The 14,980-nt window shown below is 47.2% G+C and carries 17 protein-coding genes; 8 read left to right on the plus strand and 9 right to left on the minus strand.

From position 1 onward, the window contains the following. Nucleotides 1-10 precede the first annotated feature (10 nt). The 3 genes from GVI43_RS11585 to GVI43_RS11595 all read left to right on the plus strand — a co-directional run bounded on the left by GVI43_RS11585 (nt 11) and on the right by GVI43_RS11595 (nt 2,517). Nucleotides 11-709 carry a phosphoribosyltransferase family protein gene (locus GVI43_RS11585; RefSeq protein WP_159567020.1) on the plus strand — a complete coding sequence of 233 codons (699 nt, stop codon included), beginning with the start codon at nt 11-13 and terminating at the stop codon, nt 707-709. Nucleotides 710-751: 42 nt separating this feature from the next. Continuing rightward, a complete protein-coding gene (gene nfuA / locus GVI43_RS11590; RefSeq protein WP_159567021.1) occupies nt 752-1,330 on the plus strand; it encodes a Fe-S biogenesis protein NfuA in 579 nt (192 codons plus the stop codon). 485 nt (nt 1,331-1,815) lie between these two features. Next, entirely contained in the window at nt 1,816-2,517 is a 702-nt protein-coding gene (locus GVI43_RS11595) for a C40 family peptidase (protein ID WP_246201843.1), read from the plus strand. Nucleotides 2,518-2,578: 61 nt separating this feature from the next. Here GVI43_RS11595 and glpD read toward each other — a convergent pair whose 3' ends face one another. The 8 genes from glpD to ftsY form a co-directional block, all read right to left on the minus strand. After that, nucleotides 2,579-4,084: a glycerol-3-phosphate dehydrogenase gene (gene glpD / locus GVI43_RS11600; protein WP_159567023.1), complete on the minus strand. Its 1,506-nt coding sequence runs from the start codon at nt 4,082-4,084 to the stop codon at nt 2,579-2,581. 287 nt (nt 4,085-4,371) lie between these two features. Further along, on the minus strand, nt 4,372-5,133 hold the full coding sequence (locus tag GVI43_RS11605) for a DeoR/GlpR family transcriptional regulator (RefSeq protein ID WP_159567024.1): 762 nt from the start codon (nt 5,131-5,133) through the stop codon (nt 4,372-4,374). A 39-nt stretch (nt 5,134-5,172) separates the two neighbouring features. Continuing rightward, nucleotides 5,173-6,012, minus strand: a complete 840-nt coding sequence (gene glpG / locus GVI43_RS11610; protein WP_159567025.1) for a rhomboid family intramembrane serine protease GlpG — start codon at nt 6,010-6,012, stop codon at nt 5,173-5,175. Between the two features lie 279 nt (nt 6,013-6,291). Beyond that, nucleotides 6,292-6,615, minus strand: coding sequence for a thiosulfate sulfurtransferase GlpE (gene glpE, locus GVI43_RS11615; protein WP_159567026.1), 324 nt, complete (start codon nt 6,613-6,615; stop codon nt 6,292-6,294). A gap of 186 nt (nt 6,616-6,801) precedes the next feature. After that, on the minus strand, nt 6,802-7,659 hold the full coding sequence (gene rpoH, locus GVI43_RS11620) for an RNA polymerase sigma factor RpoH (RefSeq protein WP_159567027.1): 858 nt from the start codon (nt 7,657-7,659) through the stop codon (nt 6,802-6,804). 267 nt (nt 7,660-7,926) lie between these two features. Then, nucleotides 7,927-8,910, minus strand: a complete 984-nt coding sequence (gene ftsX / locus GVI43_RS11625) for a permease-like cell division protein FtsX (protein WP_159567028.1) — start codon at nt 8,908-8,910, stop codon at nt 7,927-7,929. Continuing rightward, a complete protein-coding gene (ftsE, locus tag GVI43_RS11630; protein ID WP_159567029.1) occupies nt 8,900-9,571 on the minus strand; it encodes a cell division ATP-binding protein FtsE in 672 nt (223 codons plus the stop codon). Before ftsE ends, ftsX begins: the two co-directional genes overlap by 11 nt. Nucleotides 9,572-9,575: 4 nt before the next feature. Beyond that, nucleotides 9,576-11,018 (minus strand): signal recognition particle-docking protein FtsY, encoded by a 1,443-nt coding sequence (gene ftsY / locus GVI43_RS11635; protein ID WP_159567030.1) that lies wholly within the window; start codon nt 11,016-11,018, stop codon nt 9,576-9,578. Between the two features lie 419 nt (nt 11,019-11,437). On the opposite strand from ftsY, the gene rsmD reads away from it, so the two are divergent. The 3 genes from rsmD to GVI43_RS11650 are packed head-to-tail and all read left to right on the plus strand — an operon-like array spanning nt 11,438 to nt 12,978. Beyond that, entirely contained in the window at nt 11,438-12,040 is a 603-nt protein-coding gene (rsmD, locus tag GVI43_RS11640) for a 16S rRNA (guanine(966)-N(2))-methyltransferase (protein WP_159567031.1), read from the plus strand. Next, the gene (locus GVI43_RS11645) at nt 12,033-12,308 is read left to right on the plus strand and encodes a DUF1145 family protein (RefSeq protein WP_159567032.1); all 276 of its coding nucleotides are present in this window, start codon (nt 12,033-12,035) and stop codon (nt 12,306-12,308) included. Before rsmD ends, GVI43_RS11645 begins: the two co-directional genes overlap by 8 nt. 43 nt (nt 12,309-12,351) lie before the next feature. Beyond that, complete coding sequence (locus GVI43_RS11650; protein ID WP_159567033.1) at nt 12,352-12,978, plus strand: lysoplasmalogenase; 627 nt, start codon at nt 12,352-12,354, stop codon at nt 12,976-12,978. Between the two features lie 52 nt (nt 12,979-13,030). Here the strand turns inward: GVI43_RS11650 and tusA are convergent, their stop codons facing one another. Further along, a complete protein-coding gene (tusA, locus tag GVI43_RS11655; RefSeq protein WP_159567034.1) occupies nt 13,031-13,279 on the minus strand; it encodes a sulfurtransferase TusA in 249 nt (82 codons plus the stop codon). A gap of 309 nt (nt 13,280-13,588) precedes the next feature. Here tusA and GVI43_RS11660 point away from each other — a divergent pair, with 309 nt between their 5' ends. Beyond that, nucleotides 13,589-14,275: a 7-cyano-7-deazaguanine/7-aminomethyl-7-deazaguanine transporter gene (locus tag GVI43_RS11660; protein ID WP_159567035.1), complete on the plus strand. Its 687-nt coding sequence runs from the start codon at nt 13,589-13,591 to the stop codon at nt 14,273-14,275. 88 nt (nt 14,276-14,363) lie between these two features. Next, nucleotides 14,364-14,924 carry a DcrB-related protein gene (locus tag GVI43_RS11665; RefSeq protein WP_159567036.1) on the plus strand — a complete coding sequence of 187 codons (561 nt, stop codon included), beginning with the start codon at nt 14,364-14,366 and terminating at the stop codon, nt 14,922-14,924. Nucleotides 14,925-14,980 lie beyond the last annotated feature (56 nt).

Consider the following 14,980-nt stretch of genomic DNA (forward strand, 5'->3'; position numbering starts at 1 on the left):
GCAGATAACTATGCCGATCGTTGATAGCCTATGCTGGTTCTGCCTGCAGCCACTTGCCATACCACAGCAAAGCATCTGTAGCGTTTGTTTACGACACTTGCCGCCGCTCCCGGTCTGCTGCCCGCGATGCGGCCTTCCGGCTCCGGAAAATAGCGAACTTTGCAACCAATGCAAACATCATCCGCCACGGTGGCAGCGGCTAATTGCCGTTAGCGATTACCTTGGTCCGGTAAAATATTTGATTACCCGGCTTAAATTCTACGGTGAAGATAAATATGCCCCCTTGCTGTCTCGCTTACTACTACTCGCCTGGCTCAATGCCCGCAGAACGCAGCTGCTGTCTAAACCGGATATAATCATTACCGTGCCCTTGCACCACACAAGGCGCTGGCGCAGGGGCTTTAACCAGACTGAACCTATCGGCCGCAGGCTGGCTAAGTGGATTGGTTGTCCATTTAATCCTACGCTAGTCGTTCGCCACCGGTCAACGCCGCCTCAGCAAAGCCTGAGTGCCTACGATCGGCAATACAATTTACAGCACGCGTTTAGCTGCAATCAGCGTCTCGACGGGCTGCATATTGCATTACTCGACGATATCGTCACCACGGGAAATACCGTGGCTGAAATAAGCAATCTGCTATTAAAAAATGGAGCTGCTTCGGTTCAGATATGGTGTTTATGCCGCACCTTGAAGAATGACCAACAATAGGCGTATTATACCCTACAAGAAAGGTCAACTACTGAGCATGTCATGATTAAAATTACCGATTCAGCCCAATCTCACTTTAAAAAACTACTGGCTAATCAGGAAGAAGGCACCCAGATTCGTGTTTTCGTGATTAATCCAGGCACGCCGACAGCCGAGTGTGGGGTATCTTACTGCCCACCCGATGCCGTTGAAGCAAGCGATACCGAACTAAAATTTGAACAACTTTCGGCTTTTATTGATGAAATTAGCGCACCTTATCTTGAAGATGCCGAAATTGACTTTGTTACCGATCAGCTTGGCGCTCAGCTAACGCTAAAAGCGCCCAATGCAAAAATGCGCAAAGTTGATGATGATGCTCCGCTAATCGAGCGTGTCGAATACGTTCTGCAGTCGCAAATTAACCCTCAGTTGGCTGGTCACGGTGGCCGGGTTTCTCTGATGGAAATCACTGATGAAGGTTATGCAATTTTACAGTTTGGCGGTGGTTGTAATGGCTGCTCGATGGTCGATTACACGCTGAAAGAAGGCATTGAGAAAGAGCTGTTACAGAAGTTCCCTGAGCTAAAAGGCGTTAGAGATCTGACTGAACACCAGAGCGGTGAACACTCTTACTACAAATAATCGTTTAACGGCGTACGGCTGAATAAAAGGGACCGCATGGTCCCCTTTTTCATTCCGGTGGCTGAAGAATTCGCTCGTTAACATAAGTAACCGTCCTGCGGCTTAATCTTCCATTACAGCACACAGTATTGGTTACTACTTTAGCTATCCAGCCCAAAACGTCCGCACCAAAACTATATTATCTCACTGATTCTAATTATTATTTAATCATGACATTGCACGTTCAGGCGTTAGAACTGCAATTTTAGCCGGTTCCAAGCTGGCTGAAGATGTTTCAGGCTGGAACATCTTGTCATGCTTCTTACGACTTGATTTACAATTTATTGGTGTTCAAACCATCTGAGTTGAATAGACTGATTCAAACTTATTTCTGCTTCTAATTTAAAACACATAAAAGATAATTAAATCAAATTATTATGATAAATTACCTACAGAGAAATTTTTTCAACACCTTCAACTTCCCGTGGCCAGCTACGGTGTGCGTTATGATGCTGTTCTTTTCTTTTCATGCGCACGCCACTAACTCTCATAAAACGGCAAAAAAACCGCCGGTAGTGACTCATTCGGTAGCCAAAACCGCGACTAAGCGTAAACGGACGTCACAAAAGTCGGCCAGCAACGCGCATTCACACAGCGCTCGGCAGTCTCATACCGGTGAAGAGGCGTATGAAATACCAGAGGGTAGCAATCCGTTCGCTCAAAATAATAGCCAAAGCCTGCAAATATCTGACGGGATGCACCCGAAGATGACCGTCGTTCAAAGCACTAAAATCACGACGGCAAAGCGTCAGGTTATTGCTAAGTTAATGAAACAGCTAGGTAAACCGTATCGCTACGGCGGTTCATCACCGCTCACTGGATTTGATTGCAGTGGGCTGGTCAAATACGCTTACAATGACCAGCTTAAAACCACGTTACCGCGCACCGCCGACAATATGTTTTCCATGTCACAAGAACAGGCGCTAAAAGTGAAAAAGGAAGAGTTACATAGCGGTGACTTAGTTTTCTTCCGCACTAACCGCAGCCGTACGCATGCCGGCCACGTTGGCGTTTATCTGGGCGACGGCGAGTTCATTCAGGCCCCCCGCACTGGTGAAGAGATACAAATCAGCCGGTTAGATGATAACTACTGGCAAGAACACTACATTGGTGCCCGACGGGTATTATTACCTTCCGCGGTGAGATAACGTTTAATAAAAAATGCCGGTCAAAGCAATCTGACCGGCATTTTTTATATCAACGCTATCTTTATTCAGCAAACGCCGCTTTGTTACCGGCCGCCTCTTTAAGCCATTGCTCTATGCGCTGTTTCTGAACTTCATTTAGCCACATGCCTAACTTTGTCCGGCGCCAGATAACGTCGTCTAACTCAACGGCCCATTCGTTAACGCTCAGATACTTCAGTTCGGCTTCGTACAGGTCATGGCCAAAATTCTCGCCTAAGTCAGACAGGCTGGTTTTATTTTCCAGTAAAATCTCGGTGTGGGAGCCATAAGTATGCGCATAGCGGATCGCCAGTCCATCGGGTAACCAAGCGTATTTTCGACGCAGCTGTGCCACGTAGCTATTACGATCGGTTCCCATATCCCCGCCGGGAAGAATGCCGTTCTTGGTCCAAGCTGGGCCAATACCCGGATAATAGTGGGCCAGTTTCTCAATCGCATGCTCGGCCAGCTTACGATAAGTGGTCAGCTTACCGCCAAACACTGATAACAATGGCGCTTCGCCAGCTTCATCGGCGACTTCCAGCGTATAGTCACGGGTTACGGCCTGAGCGGCATCTGATTCATCATCGCACAGTGGACGAACGCCTGAGTAGGTCCAGACGATGTCATCTTTACTCAACTGCTTTTTGAAGTGGTCATTATATACCTTCAGCAAATAGCTAATCTCATTCTCGTCAATCTTCACATCGAGAGGATCGCCATGATATTCCACATCAGTGGTACCGATAATCGAGAAGTCGCCTAACCATGGGATAACGAACACAATACGGTTATCTTCATTTTGTAAAATGTAGGCCTGTGACTCGCTGTGTGCTTTAGGTACAACAATATGGCTTCCTTTAATCAGGCGAATACCGCGCGGTGATTTAAGCTGCAGGCCTTGGTCAAAGAATTGTTTAACCCACGGGCCAGTGGCGTTAACCAAGCCCTTCGCTCGCCAAGTCTGCGTTTTACCAGCTATTTCATCATAGGCTTCAACAACCCAAATCCCCTCTTCACGCCACGCCCGGGTCACATTGGTTCTGGTACGAACTTCACCGCCGTGTTTAACTACTTCCTGAGCGTTCAGTACCACCAAACGCGCATCATCAACCCAGCAATCGGAATATTCAAATCCACGGGTCAGTTGAGGTTTTAACACTGACCCTGAGCCAAACTTCAAGCCGTTACTGGCCGGCAGGCTGGTGCGTTTGCCTAAGTGGTCATAGAGGAACAGTCCGGCACGAATCATCCACGCCGGGCGTAGATGAGGCTGATGAGGTAAACGAAAACGCATCGGAAAGGCAATGTGGGGAGCCAGCTTTAGCAACACTTCGCGTTCAGCCAGCGCTTCGCTAACTAAGCGAAATTCATAGTGCTCTAAATAGCGTAATCCCCCGTGGATAAGCTTAGAGCTAGCGGACGAAGTGGCACAGGCTAGATCGCGTGCTTCCAGCATCAAAACGGAAAGCCCACGGCCAGCGGCATCTGCAGCTATACCAGCCCCATTAATACCACCGCCGATAACAATTAAGTCTTTGGTTTCCATTCTAGCCACCTCATTATGCTCGTAAGAACTTAAAATGTTCGATTTCGAGCATAATTGTAGACAAAAAAGGTCAGTTTAGCCAGCAATTAACCAAATAAAAACATTTTCGCGTGATCCGGGTAACATTTAATCCACAGTGTTATAAAGGTTAATTTAGCGGAAACGATCTGTGTGGGACAATAAGAGGGAGATATACAGTGGAAAAATATAAATAAAGGCCGGACAGTGAGGAAAGTTACCCGCGCTGTCCGTTTATCAGTAAGAAATCAAAAGCGATATGGGCAGAATCAGCAAAGCTCTAGCTTCACATCATACTGTTTAATCATATTCATTACGCTGGCCGGTGGTTCTGCATCGGTAAACAGGTAATCGATTAATCCCATATTACCTAAGTTAACCATGGCATTGCGGCCGAACTTGGAGTGGTCGGTAACCAGCATCACGCTGCGGGAGTTTTCGATAATCGCACGCTTAGTCCGCACTTCATGATAATCAAACTCCAGCAGGCAGCCATCCATATCAATACCGCTGATGCCGAGAATGCCATAATCAAGACGGAACTGAGAAATGAAATCCAGCGTGGCTTCGCCAATAATTCCACCATCGCGGGAGCGAACTTCACCGCCAGCAAGGATCAGCCGGAAGTCCTCTTTGCCCGTTAGCAACGTAGCCACATTCAGATTGTTAGTCACCACGCGTAAATTTTTGTGGTTCAGTAGCGCATGGGCAACGGCTTCCGGCGTAGTACCAATATCGATGAATAACGTTGCTCCATCAGGAATATGGCTGGCAACGCGCTCAGCAATGCGCGCTTTCTCATCATGCCACATCACTTTACGATCGTGGTAAGCAGCGTTAACTGCGGAGCTAGACGGCAAAGCGGCTCCGCCGTGGTGGCGTTGGATCTTATTTTGCTCAGCCAGTTCGTTTAAATCACGGCGAATAGTCTGTGGACTCACGCCAAAATGCTCGACCAGCTCTTCAGTACTGACATAACCATGCTTGCGCACTAAATCAATAATTGACTCATGTCGTTGAGTTTGTTTCACTTCGAGACCCTAAAACGCGAAATCCTGACGCGCCCCTTATTATTGTTTATTAAGCCTTTTTGAAGACCGAGTATCCCACCATGCCAAGGCAAGACCAACAACTAACCCAGCAATATGAGCCGCATTCGCTACCGACACACCAAACATATCAAAGTAGCCTACGGCTAGCCACGCTAATGCAAAGATCATTAATGAACGTTGCATATAAACACCACGCTCGGGTGCACGTTCACCCGATAGCCAGCAATATCCCATTAGCGCATATACAACGCCAGAAAGACCACCAAATAGGCTACCGCTAAACGCAGCCTGTCCGTACCCTGAAAGTATCGCTGACAGTACCGTAATCTCTAATAGTTTACCCGTACCTAATCGTTTCTCCAGCGGGCCGCCAAGGTACCACCACCACACTAGATTGAAGAGAATGTGCATTAGCGAAAAGTGTAAAAATGCATGGCTAACCCAACGCCATATCTGAATATATTGGCCGCTGTTGGCAGGATAGGCAAGCAGGTCAAATAGGGTATCATCACCAAATAGCTGCATTAATCCGTAAACAGCCACGCATATAACGATGATGATTAACGTTAGTGGCCCAGCCTGAGAACGCAGGCTGGCGAAGGTATACTCGCGCCGGTAGGCAATATTGGCATTTGAGCTGCCGGCCTCCCAGCTAGCGGCCAAATAGCGGGGGTCATTGGGATTATCAATGAACTGCTGTAGTTCACGACGAACCGTTTGCTCCGATAATTCATCGGCCAGCCATAGCTCTACCTGATTGTTCTGATGCCGAACTTCAATATCAATATGTAACGTAGCCATATAATCCACAAAGGCTTGGGCCATACGGGGATTAGAGAAAGCAATTAATCGAAGCATCAAAACTCACTTAAAGATTAACAAAATGATATAGATAAAAAGGCGTCATCACGAATGTATCACTACATTGAAAATTCAACAATCTGCTAATCGTTAACTAAAATAACGCGCGTCCATAATCTACCACAATCATAAATCGAGTATCTGAAGGATGTTAAATTGATTGGGAAAATTATGGTCACTAAGCCAGATAAAATAGAGGATTGGTACATTGCGCCCCAAATAGTAAAGCGATCATTACCTGTCGCACGGTTAGAACATACGGCCACGGTGATTGATTTAAGATTTAGCAACGTCCTGAGGATAATGGCGTAGCCAAGACTCAAAACCGCCTTCAACGCTGTAGACCTGCTCAAACCCCTGATGCACTAAATATTGGGCGGCACCCCGGCTACTGATACCGTGATAGCACATCACAAAAATCGGATGCTCAAGCGCAGCCTCCTGCATAAACCCATGCAGATTGGCATCCGTCAGGTGAATAGCTTCCGGCACGTGCCCCGACTGAAAGCTCATTGCATCGCGGATATCAACCAGCGTTGCGTCACCCTGTTGTAACCGAACATAAGCCTCACTGACGCTAATTGTTTCAAACTGATCCATAACGACCCTATAACCTATAAAAACACTCAACTATTATAGCCATAATTTCTTTTCCGGCACACCTGATTCATCCACCAGCGCATAAACGCATTCCCAAGGTGAAAACAGGCCAATATTCATAATGCAAAACGCCTGATGGAATACATCAGGCGTTTTAAAATTAACTAAACGGTTTATTTAAGCATGCTAGGCTTCAATCGCCATGCGCAGTTTCTTCATTGCATTTTTTTCGAGCTGGCGAACTCGTTCGGCAGAAACGCCGTAGTTATCGGCCAGTTCCTGCAACGTTGCCTTGGAATCATCATCGCTTAACCAGCGGGCGCGGATAATATGCTGGCTACGCTCATCCAGCTCGCTCAACGCGTTAGTCAGTTTGTCTGCCGCATCGTTGTCCCAGTTCTCTTCTTCAATGCTTTCGGCAAAGTCAGATGATTTATCTTCAAGGAACAGGGCCGGAGCAACAACGCTGCTTTCGCTATCGTCATCAGCGCTGATATCAAAAGCCATATCCTGAGCCGCCATGCGTGACTCCATTTCAAGCACGTCTTTACTTGAGACGCCCAGCTCTTTGGCAACTAACTCAACTTCATCTTGATTAAACCAGCCTAAACGCTGTTTAGATTTACGCAGATTGAAGAACAGCTTGCGCTGAGCCTTAGTGGTTGCGACTTTAACAATACGCCAGTTACGCAGCACATATTCATGAATTTCGGCTTTAATCCAGTGAACCGCAAAGGAGACCAGACGAACCCCAACTTCGGGGTTAAAGCGGCGCACCGCCTTCATCAAACCAATGTTACCTTCCTGAATTAAATCAGCCTGCGGTAAACCATAGCCAGAATAGTTACGAGCGACGTGAATAACAAAGCGCAAATGGGAGAGGATCAGCTTCTTCGCTGCCGCCAAATCGCCGTTATAATGCAGCCGTTCAGCCAGGTCTTTCTCTTCATCCGCCGTTAACATTGGATAGGTATTGGCAGCCCTGATATAGGCCTCCAGGCTACCTTGAGGAACCAGAGCTAAAGTTTGCATTTCTGTAGTCATTCAAACCCTCTCATTATGAAACAGATAAAGTTATGTGTTTTAGAACTGTTTTAGCCAGACCGTTTTCGCTGACCAAAAGATAAAGGATTAATGCGATTACTATTACTTATTCGTCAATGAGACCCTAAATCTACCTACAAGTTCGTATCTGAATCAAATTATTCACAGTAATTATCGTCGGATGCTGCACCAGTTTATTACCGCACTGCGATAGTATTTTAACGCAGCAATCCACATATTCAAGACCTTCAGTATACCAAAATTAAACTACCTTGGTGTAAATTGGCGTAAATGTCTTACCGTGGCTAACCAGGCTGCGATCCAGCCGATCATGGCTGAAATCACCAGCACCAGCAGGCTCTCGTCCCAGCTTAACCCGGTGATGGAAAACAGAGTACCAAATACTTTGGCTGTTTCAGTGACGGAGGCATCGAGCCGCCAGACTAAAGCCTGCGACATAATCAATGACAATACGGCACCCAATACTCCAAGCAACAGCCCGCCGTTCAGGAAAGGGCGTAAAATAAAGCCATCGGTCGCACCGATCAGCTTCATGATGCTAATGGTTTCCCGGCGGCTAAAAATATTCAGCCGGACACTATTGCCAATCACCAGAAAGACCGCAATCACCATCAGCACCGCAATGGTGGCTGAAATATTGCCCACCAGTTTAGTCAGGGCGGAAAGCCGTGAAAACCAGCTATCATCGGTTTTTACATCGCTGATACCCTGAATATTACGGATAGCTTCCCGTAGCGCGATGAGCTTATCGGAGCCAAGAAAATCGGCCTTAGGCGTGACAATAGCCAATGCCGGTAACGGATTGTCGTTTAACATATCCAGCGCACTACCAAATCCGGACCACTCACGAAATTCGCTCAGGGCGTTATCCCGGGAGATATAATTCACCGTCTCCACGCCGTCTAATATCTTAAGTTGATCGACGAGCGCAATAGCGCCTTCGTCGCTGACCTTTTTATCGATATAAACCGTCACCTGCGGCGTCGGATACCATTCAGAGGCCGCATGGTTCACGTTTTTCCATACTAGATAACACAGGCTGGGCAACGTGATTGAAATAGCAATAACCATCACCGTCAAAAAGGTGGCCAGCGGCTGGCGCATCATATCGAGAAGGGTATTATTCCAGGCATAGCGCCATTGTTCACGCCATCCTCCGGTAGAGCGTACGGCTTTCGATGGTTTTGGCTTACCGCTTGGCGCGTTGGTTTTGGGGTTTTTAATCCGCATAGCTATCCCCTCCGCTTAAACGGCCATGAGACAGCGTAAATACCGGATAAGATCGACTGGCAATCAACCCGGTGTTATGGGTTGCCATTAATACGGTAACGCCCGCCCGATTAAACTCTTCAAACAGCCGTAAAATACCAGCTGACAGTTCGTTATCGAGGTTGCCGGTGGGTTCATCGGCCAGCAGTACCGCCGGTTTATTGACTACCGCTCTGGCGATCCCGACTCTTTGCTGCTCACCGCCCGACAGCTGAATAGGTAAACATTTCGCCTTATCCAGCAGCCCGACTTTATCTAAGGCAGCCGAAACCCGGCGGCGGATCTCTTCCGGGCTGGCTCCACTGATAATCAGGGGTAAAGAGACGTTGTCATAGGCAGTCCGATCGGGCAGCAGATTATGGTCTTGAAAGATCATGCCAATTTGGCGACGCAGAAAAGGAACTTCTGAAGGCGTCAGGCGGCTAACATCATGGCCCGAAAACCAAATATGCCCTGCACTCGGGCGCTCGATGCCACAAATCAGCTTCAGCAGGGTACTTTTTCCCGCGCCGGAATGGCCGGTCAAAAATGCCATTTTAGCCTGCTGCAGATGAAAATTCACACCCTGCAGCGCCTGCTGTCCGCCTAAATAAGCTTTGCTGACCTGTTCAAAACGAATCATCGTTTTAATCCTCTCGGGCAAAAAGTGCTTCTATAAAGTCATCGGCTTTGAAAGGGCGTAAATCTTCAATCCCTTCACCCACCCCGATATAGCGGATCGGAATACCAAACTGGTCAGCAACCGAGAAAATCACGCCACCCTTTGCCGTTCCGTCGAGCTTAGTCAATGCGATACCGGTTACCCCGATGGCTTCATTAAACAGTTTAGTCTGGCTAATGGCGTTCTGGCCGGTGCTGGCATCGATAGTCAGCATAATTTCATGGGGTGCGTTTTCATCGAGCTTTTTCATCACCCTAACGATTTTCTTCAGTTCTTCCATCAGATGGGACTTATTCTGTAACCGGCCAGCGGTATCAGCGATAAGTACATCAACACCGCGTGAATGCGCGGCCTGAATAGCGTCAAAAATTACCGAGGCAGAATCAGCGCCGGTATGTTGAGCAATCACGGGGATCTTATTGCGCTGCCCCCAAACCTGAAGCTGCTCAACGGCGGCCGCGCGGAAAGTATCTCCGGCGGCCAACATAACTGATTTACCTTCTGCCTGAAACTGACGGGCTAGTTTACCAATGGTGGTTGTTTTGCCCACGCCGTTAACGCCAACCATCAGGATAACGAACGGTTTATGCCCGGTCACATCAAGCGGAACATCAACCTTGGCTAAAATTTCGCCCATCTCTTCTTTCAGTTTGCCGTATAGTGCCTCTGCATCTTTCAGGTCTTTGCGCGTGGCGTGCTGGGTCAGGGAGGCGATAATTTTACTGGTGGTACCAACGCCAACGTCGGCTATCAATAGCTGCTCTTCTAGCTCTTCAAACAGTTCGTCATCGATACGTTTGCCGAGAAATAGGCCGATAAAGCCTGAGCCCAGATTTTCTTTAGTTCTTAGCAAACTTCGCTTTAAGCGAGCAAAAAAGCCTTCTTTAGTCGGACGATCCTGCTCATGCTGCTCGCCGAACTCAAACTCGTCATGTTCGTCTTGCGATTCAGCAGAATTTAGCGCCAACGCGGTTTCAACGTCAGACTCTAACTCAGCCTCATCAATATCGGGCTCATCGACAATATCAATATCGTCATATGCCGCTTTTGCGTTCTCAACCCGTGCGGTTTCAACTTCATCATCAGACGCCGTAACGGCACCAGTCTCATTAATCTGACCACCGGTATTGATAACCTGAAAAGCTGCTGCGTGGGGTTCCACCAGCGGCGTTAGCGGATCGTCATAGGTTTCGGGTGGTGCACCTGATTCGGCGGTTTGCTCCAGATTTAATTCAGCAGTGACCTCAGCAACGCGCTCGTCTTCAACGGGTTGAATTTCATCGTTTACGGTTTGCCCTTCGCTGAGCTGCTCTGCATCTTGTTGTAATTCTTCGTTTTGCTTAAGCTCATCGTCCTGACGACCCAGACCTAACCAAGAAAAAAAACCGCGTTTTTTATCTTTTGTCATGTTGTAAAAACAACCTCCACCCTAGTATTACGCACGCTGTAGCGGCTTGAAGTCTAACACCCATCAAGTAAAGATAGATATTAAAGACCTATAATTCACCCAATGAACGAATATCAATGACTCATATCTGCCCGTTGGGTCATTTTAACATCCAACAGATTAAAATCATTCAATCTAGGCCCATTCAAATGATATATATGAAAAATAATTAGCAGCAAGCCAACGTAGCCAATATTCATGCGGCTTCAGCCAAGAAAAGGATAAGCTTAAAACTCACACGGATAGCACTCTACGGTACCTATAATTTGTCCATTAACCCGAGTCTATCGGCAATACTCAATAAAGCGCATTCTCAAATATTGAGCCTCTGGCTATAATGGCGCTTATCTTCTATCGGCCATTGGTAAATAACACAGCGTATGCGCAACAAACCACAACAACAAAAAGCTGGCCAGATTAGAATTATCGGTGGTCTGTGGCGAGGGAGAAAACTCCCGGTTCCCGACAGCCCGGGGCTACGCCCCACTACCGATAGAGTTCGGGAAACGCTATTTAACTGGATTGCTCCCGTATTGCATGAAGCTCGCTGTCTGGATTGCTTTGCCGGCAGCGGTGCGCTAGGTTTCGAAGCGCTCTCTCGCTATGCGGCGAAAGCGGTGTTAGTTGAGTCGGAAAAGCTGATTGCTCAGCAGCTTCAGAAAAATCTGGCACAGTTAAACTCAGATAAAGGCCAGATTGTTAATGCGAATGCATTAAACTGGCTGGCTCAGGCCGGAACTCCGTTTGACGTCGTATTTCTTGATCCGCCGTTTCGCTGTAATTTATTACCGGAAACCTTTCGGTTACTTGAGCAACAGGGCTGGCTAGCTGATGAGGCATGGATCTATGTCGAAACAGAAATAGAGCATTCTGCGATTAATACGCCGCTTAGCTGGCATCTTCATCGGGAAAAAACGGCCGGGCAGGTATCATACCGGCTTTACCATCGTCAGATAAAAAAGCAGGAACAGGAAAATGATTAAAACAGTATTGATTAATCTGGGTCGGCTTCTGATGCTTGGCGTTTGGGCTATCTTATTATTTAATCTGTTTCACCCGTTTCCTAGCCCGCTAAAATATTTTATGCATGTTGCGATGGTCTTTATGTTCTTCATGCATGGGCTACAGTTGATCATGTTGAAAACGACCCTGCCTAAGGACGGCGAAAAATTGGGCGGATGGCAAGAATTCCGCATTTTTGTATTTGGCGTCTTTGAACTCTTGGCTTGGCAACAAAAGCAAAAACCATAATCTCAGGTATTTTTGTTATAACGCCGCCAAGTGAGGATAACCTATGAGTTGGCCTTTTTTAGCAGTGATCTTTTCTGGCTGGATATATATTGATGCGGCCTATCGCGGCCCTCAGTGGCAGAGCTGGGTTTTCAAACCCATTACCATGCTGTTACTGCTGCTATGGGCTTGGCAAACGCCAGAAATGACCACCTTTAGCTATCTGATTCTGGTTGGTCTGCTGGCTAGCCTGAGTGCCGATATTATTCAGATGCTGCCAACAGAGCGTATGTTGCATACCGTTGGAGCACTGTTTATCTCTCACCTGCTCTACACGCTGTATTTTGCTAATCCGCTGAAGCTGAGCTTCTACTGGCCACCAATCGCCATATTATTTGCCGTCGGTGTCGTAGTGGTGCTACTGATGTGGAATCAGTTAGAGGATATGCGCTGGCCAATAGCAACCTACTTTGCTATGACATTATTGATGGTATGGGTTGCGGCTGAAAGTTATCTTACTCAGCCTGGAGATATGAGCTTTAGCCAGTTGGCGGGGAGCCTGTTGCTGCTGATTACCAATATTATCTGGCTAATTAACCGTTATCGAACCTCATTCAAAGCCGCTAACGGTATTATCGCCGCCTGCTACTTCCTCGGGCACTTTATGATCGTTCGGTCATTACATATTTAAACTGCGCCAGCCGCTATTTCGCATCATATATGCACGGTGCGAAATACCAAGATTACTCATCGCCTTTACGGATCAGGTAACGATAAGGAAGCCGTTGCGTTTCTGCCTGCAAAAGTTCGTGGTCCATAAAGCGGCAAAAACCGGGAATATCACGGGTCGTTGCCGGATCGTCAGCCACAATTAATAGCGTTTGTCCTGCCGTCATATGGCGCACGGTTTTACGCACCATCATCACAGGCTCAGGGCAACGCAGGCCTTGCGCATCAAGCGTTTTATCCGGATTCGAAAATAAATCAGTCATTAGGTTCTCAGAGCGGTGTAGCCATTAGCCGCAATAGTTTAATACGATAGGATACCAGTAGCAAACAGCGCCGGGATCTCGCCGCCGGCTAAATAGTAAAAATACACGACAGACTAATAGCGGCGAAATATATCCTAGCGTTCATTTTCCCATGAGCCCGTATTTTTACCGGATGTATTCCTAATCTCACGTTGCAATCACACGGCAACTGAGTATGATCCCACTTCTCGCGCCAAAGCGCGCACATCGGCAAAGGTTGGGTTCCCTCACCCCAACAGAGTGTTCATACTCACTAAAAAGGTTAATGACATGTTTGAGTTCACATCTCAACAGCGCATGAAGGCGCTGTTATGGTTAGCATTTTTTCATATTCTGATTATTGCTTCCAGCAACTATCTGGTTCAACTACCGATTAATATTTTTGGTTTCCATACCACATGGGGCGCATTCACGTTCCCGTTTATTTTTCTGACCACTGATCTGACGGTCCGAGTTTTCGGCGCGCCGTTGGCCCGCAGAATTATCTTAGTGGTGATGATCCCAGCGCTAGCCATTTCTTACCTACTATCCACCCTGTTTTATGACGGAACGTGGCAAGGGTTTGAGTCTCTATACAGCTTCAATCTGGTGGTTGCCCGCATCGCCATTGCCAGCTTTATGGCCTACGTGTTGGGACAAATTCTGGATATCAACGTCTTCAACCGATTTCGTAAGCTAAAAATCTGGTGGATCGCGCCAAGCATTTCCGCGGTATTTGGTAACCTCAGCGATACCATTGCCTTCTTCTCGATTGCATTTTATAAAAGCACCAATGCTTTTATGGCCGATAATTGGGTGGAAATTGCGTTGGTCGATTACGCCTTCAAGCTCATCATCTGTGCACTATTCTTCCTACCAATGTACGGAATATTGCTTAACGTATTGCTTAAACGGCTAGTGCAGCTCCACGCTTCGGCTCCGACTGAGGCCGATAAACAGCCTATTGCTCAACTATAGGTTTGGCGAAAAACCGGCAACAGTGATATTTTTATGACTGCTCTCAAAAGCCCGTAAAGATATTTACGCAAAAACTAAAGGAAGTACCATGCAGAAGTTAGTGAAAATTGTAGGTCTCTGTTTATTCGCCGTTAGCCTTGCAGCCTGCGATGGCAGTAAAGATAAGCCAGCGCCAGCGGACAATAATGCTTCTGCTTCACAGTCCAGCAGGCAAACCACCGTTTTGGGTGGGAAAGTAAGTTTTAATATTCCTGACGGGCTACAAGACCAGAGCGGTAATAACGCCTCACAGACCAGCAATATGGCGGTATATGCCGATAACTCAGCGCAAAAAATGCTGATCGTTATCAGCAGCTCAATGCCGGGCGATCCGTTAGAAAACCTGATTAACCGAATGGAATCACAGCAAAAAATTCGCGATGCCGAAATGAGCGTTTTGACTAAAAAAGAGTTCACCGTCGGCGGCCAAAAATTACAGCGTCTTGATACGCTGATTCGTATTGATGGCAAAAAGAACTACTCATCGACCTTATTGGGTCAGGTTGGCCAACAGCTACTCACGATGCAAGTCACTTTCCCGGCTGAGCAGCAGGCTGAAGGGGAAAAGGCCGTACAGGCGTTTATCGATTCGATTCAGATCAAACCTTAATTTTATCTACTCGTTAGGCTAGATATGGAAAGGGCTACTTCAACGTAGCCCTTTAA

The sequence above is a fragment of the Budvicia diplopodorum genome (assembly GCF_009800925.1).
In the GTDB taxonomy this organism is placed as follows: Bacteria; Pseudomonadota; Gammaproteobacteria; order Enterobacterales; family Enterobacteriaceae; genus Budvicia; species Budvicia diplopodorum.

Excerpts from the sequence above, each read along its gene's own strand:
- GVI43_RS11585 (WP_159567020.1), top strand. The coding sequence starts at position 11 with ATGCCGATCGTTGATAGCCTATGCTGGTTCTGCCTGCAGCCACTTGCC.
- nfuA (WP_159567021.1), top strand. The coding sequence starts at position 752 with ATGATTAAAATTACCGATTCAGCCCAATCTCACTTTAAAAAACTACTG.
- GVI43_RS11595 (WP_246201843.1), top strand. The coding sequence starts at position 1,816 with ATGATGCTGTTCTTTTCTTTTCATGCGCACGCCACTAACTCTCATAAA.
- glpD (WP_159567023.1), bottom strand. The coding sequence starts at position 4,084 with ATGGAAACCAAAGACTTAATTGTTATCGGCGGTGGTATTAATGGGGCT.
- glpG (WP_159567025.1), bottom strand. The coding sequence starts at position 6,012 with ATGCTTCGATTAATTGCTTTCTCTAATCCCCGTATGGCCCAAGCCTTT.
- glpE (WP_159567026.1), bottom strand. The coding sequence starts at position 6,615 with ATGGATCAGTTTGAAACAATTAGCGTCAGTGAGGCTTATGTTCGGTTA.
- rpoH (WP_159567027.1), bottom strand. The coding sequence starts at position 7,659 with ATGACTACAGAAATGCAAACTTTAGCTCTGGTTCCTCAAGGTAGCCTG.
- ftsX (WP_159567028.1), bottom strand. The coding sequence starts at position 8,910 with ATGCGGATTAAAAACCCCAAAACCAACGCGCCAAGCGGTAAGCCAAAA.
- ftsE (WP_159567029.1), bottom strand. The coding sequence starts at position 9,571 with ATGATTCGTTTTGAACAGGTCAGCAAAGCTTATTTAGGCGGACAGCAG.
- ftsY (WP_159567030.1), bottom strand. The coding sequence starts at position 11,018 with ATGACAAAAGATAAAAAACGCGGTTTTTTTTCTTGGTTAGGTCTGGGT.
- rsmD (WP_159567031.1), top strand. The coding sequence starts at position 11,438 with ATGCGCAACAAACCACAACAACAAAAAGCTGGCCAGATTAGAATTATC.
- GVI43_RS11645 (WP_159567032.1), top strand. The coding sequence starts at position 12,033 with ATGATTAAAACAGTATTGATTAATCTGGGTCGGCTTCTGATGCTTGGC.
- GVI43_RS11650 (WP_159567033.1), top strand. The coding sequence starts at position 12,352 with ATGAGTTGGCCTTTTTTAGCAGTGATCTTTTCTGGCTGGATATATATT.
- tusA (WP_159567034.1), bottom strand. The coding sequence starts at position 13,279 with ATGACTGATTTATTTTCGAATCCGGATAAAACGCTTGATGCGCAAGGC.
- GVI43_RS11660 (WP_159567035.1), top strand. The coding sequence starts at position 13,589 with ATGTTTGAGTTCACATCTCAACAGCGCATGAAGGCGCTGTTATGGTTA.
- GVI43_RS11665 (WP_159567036.1), top strand. The coding sequence starts at position 14,364 with ATGCAGAAGTTAGTGAAAATTGTAGGTCTCTGTTTATTCGCCGTTAGC.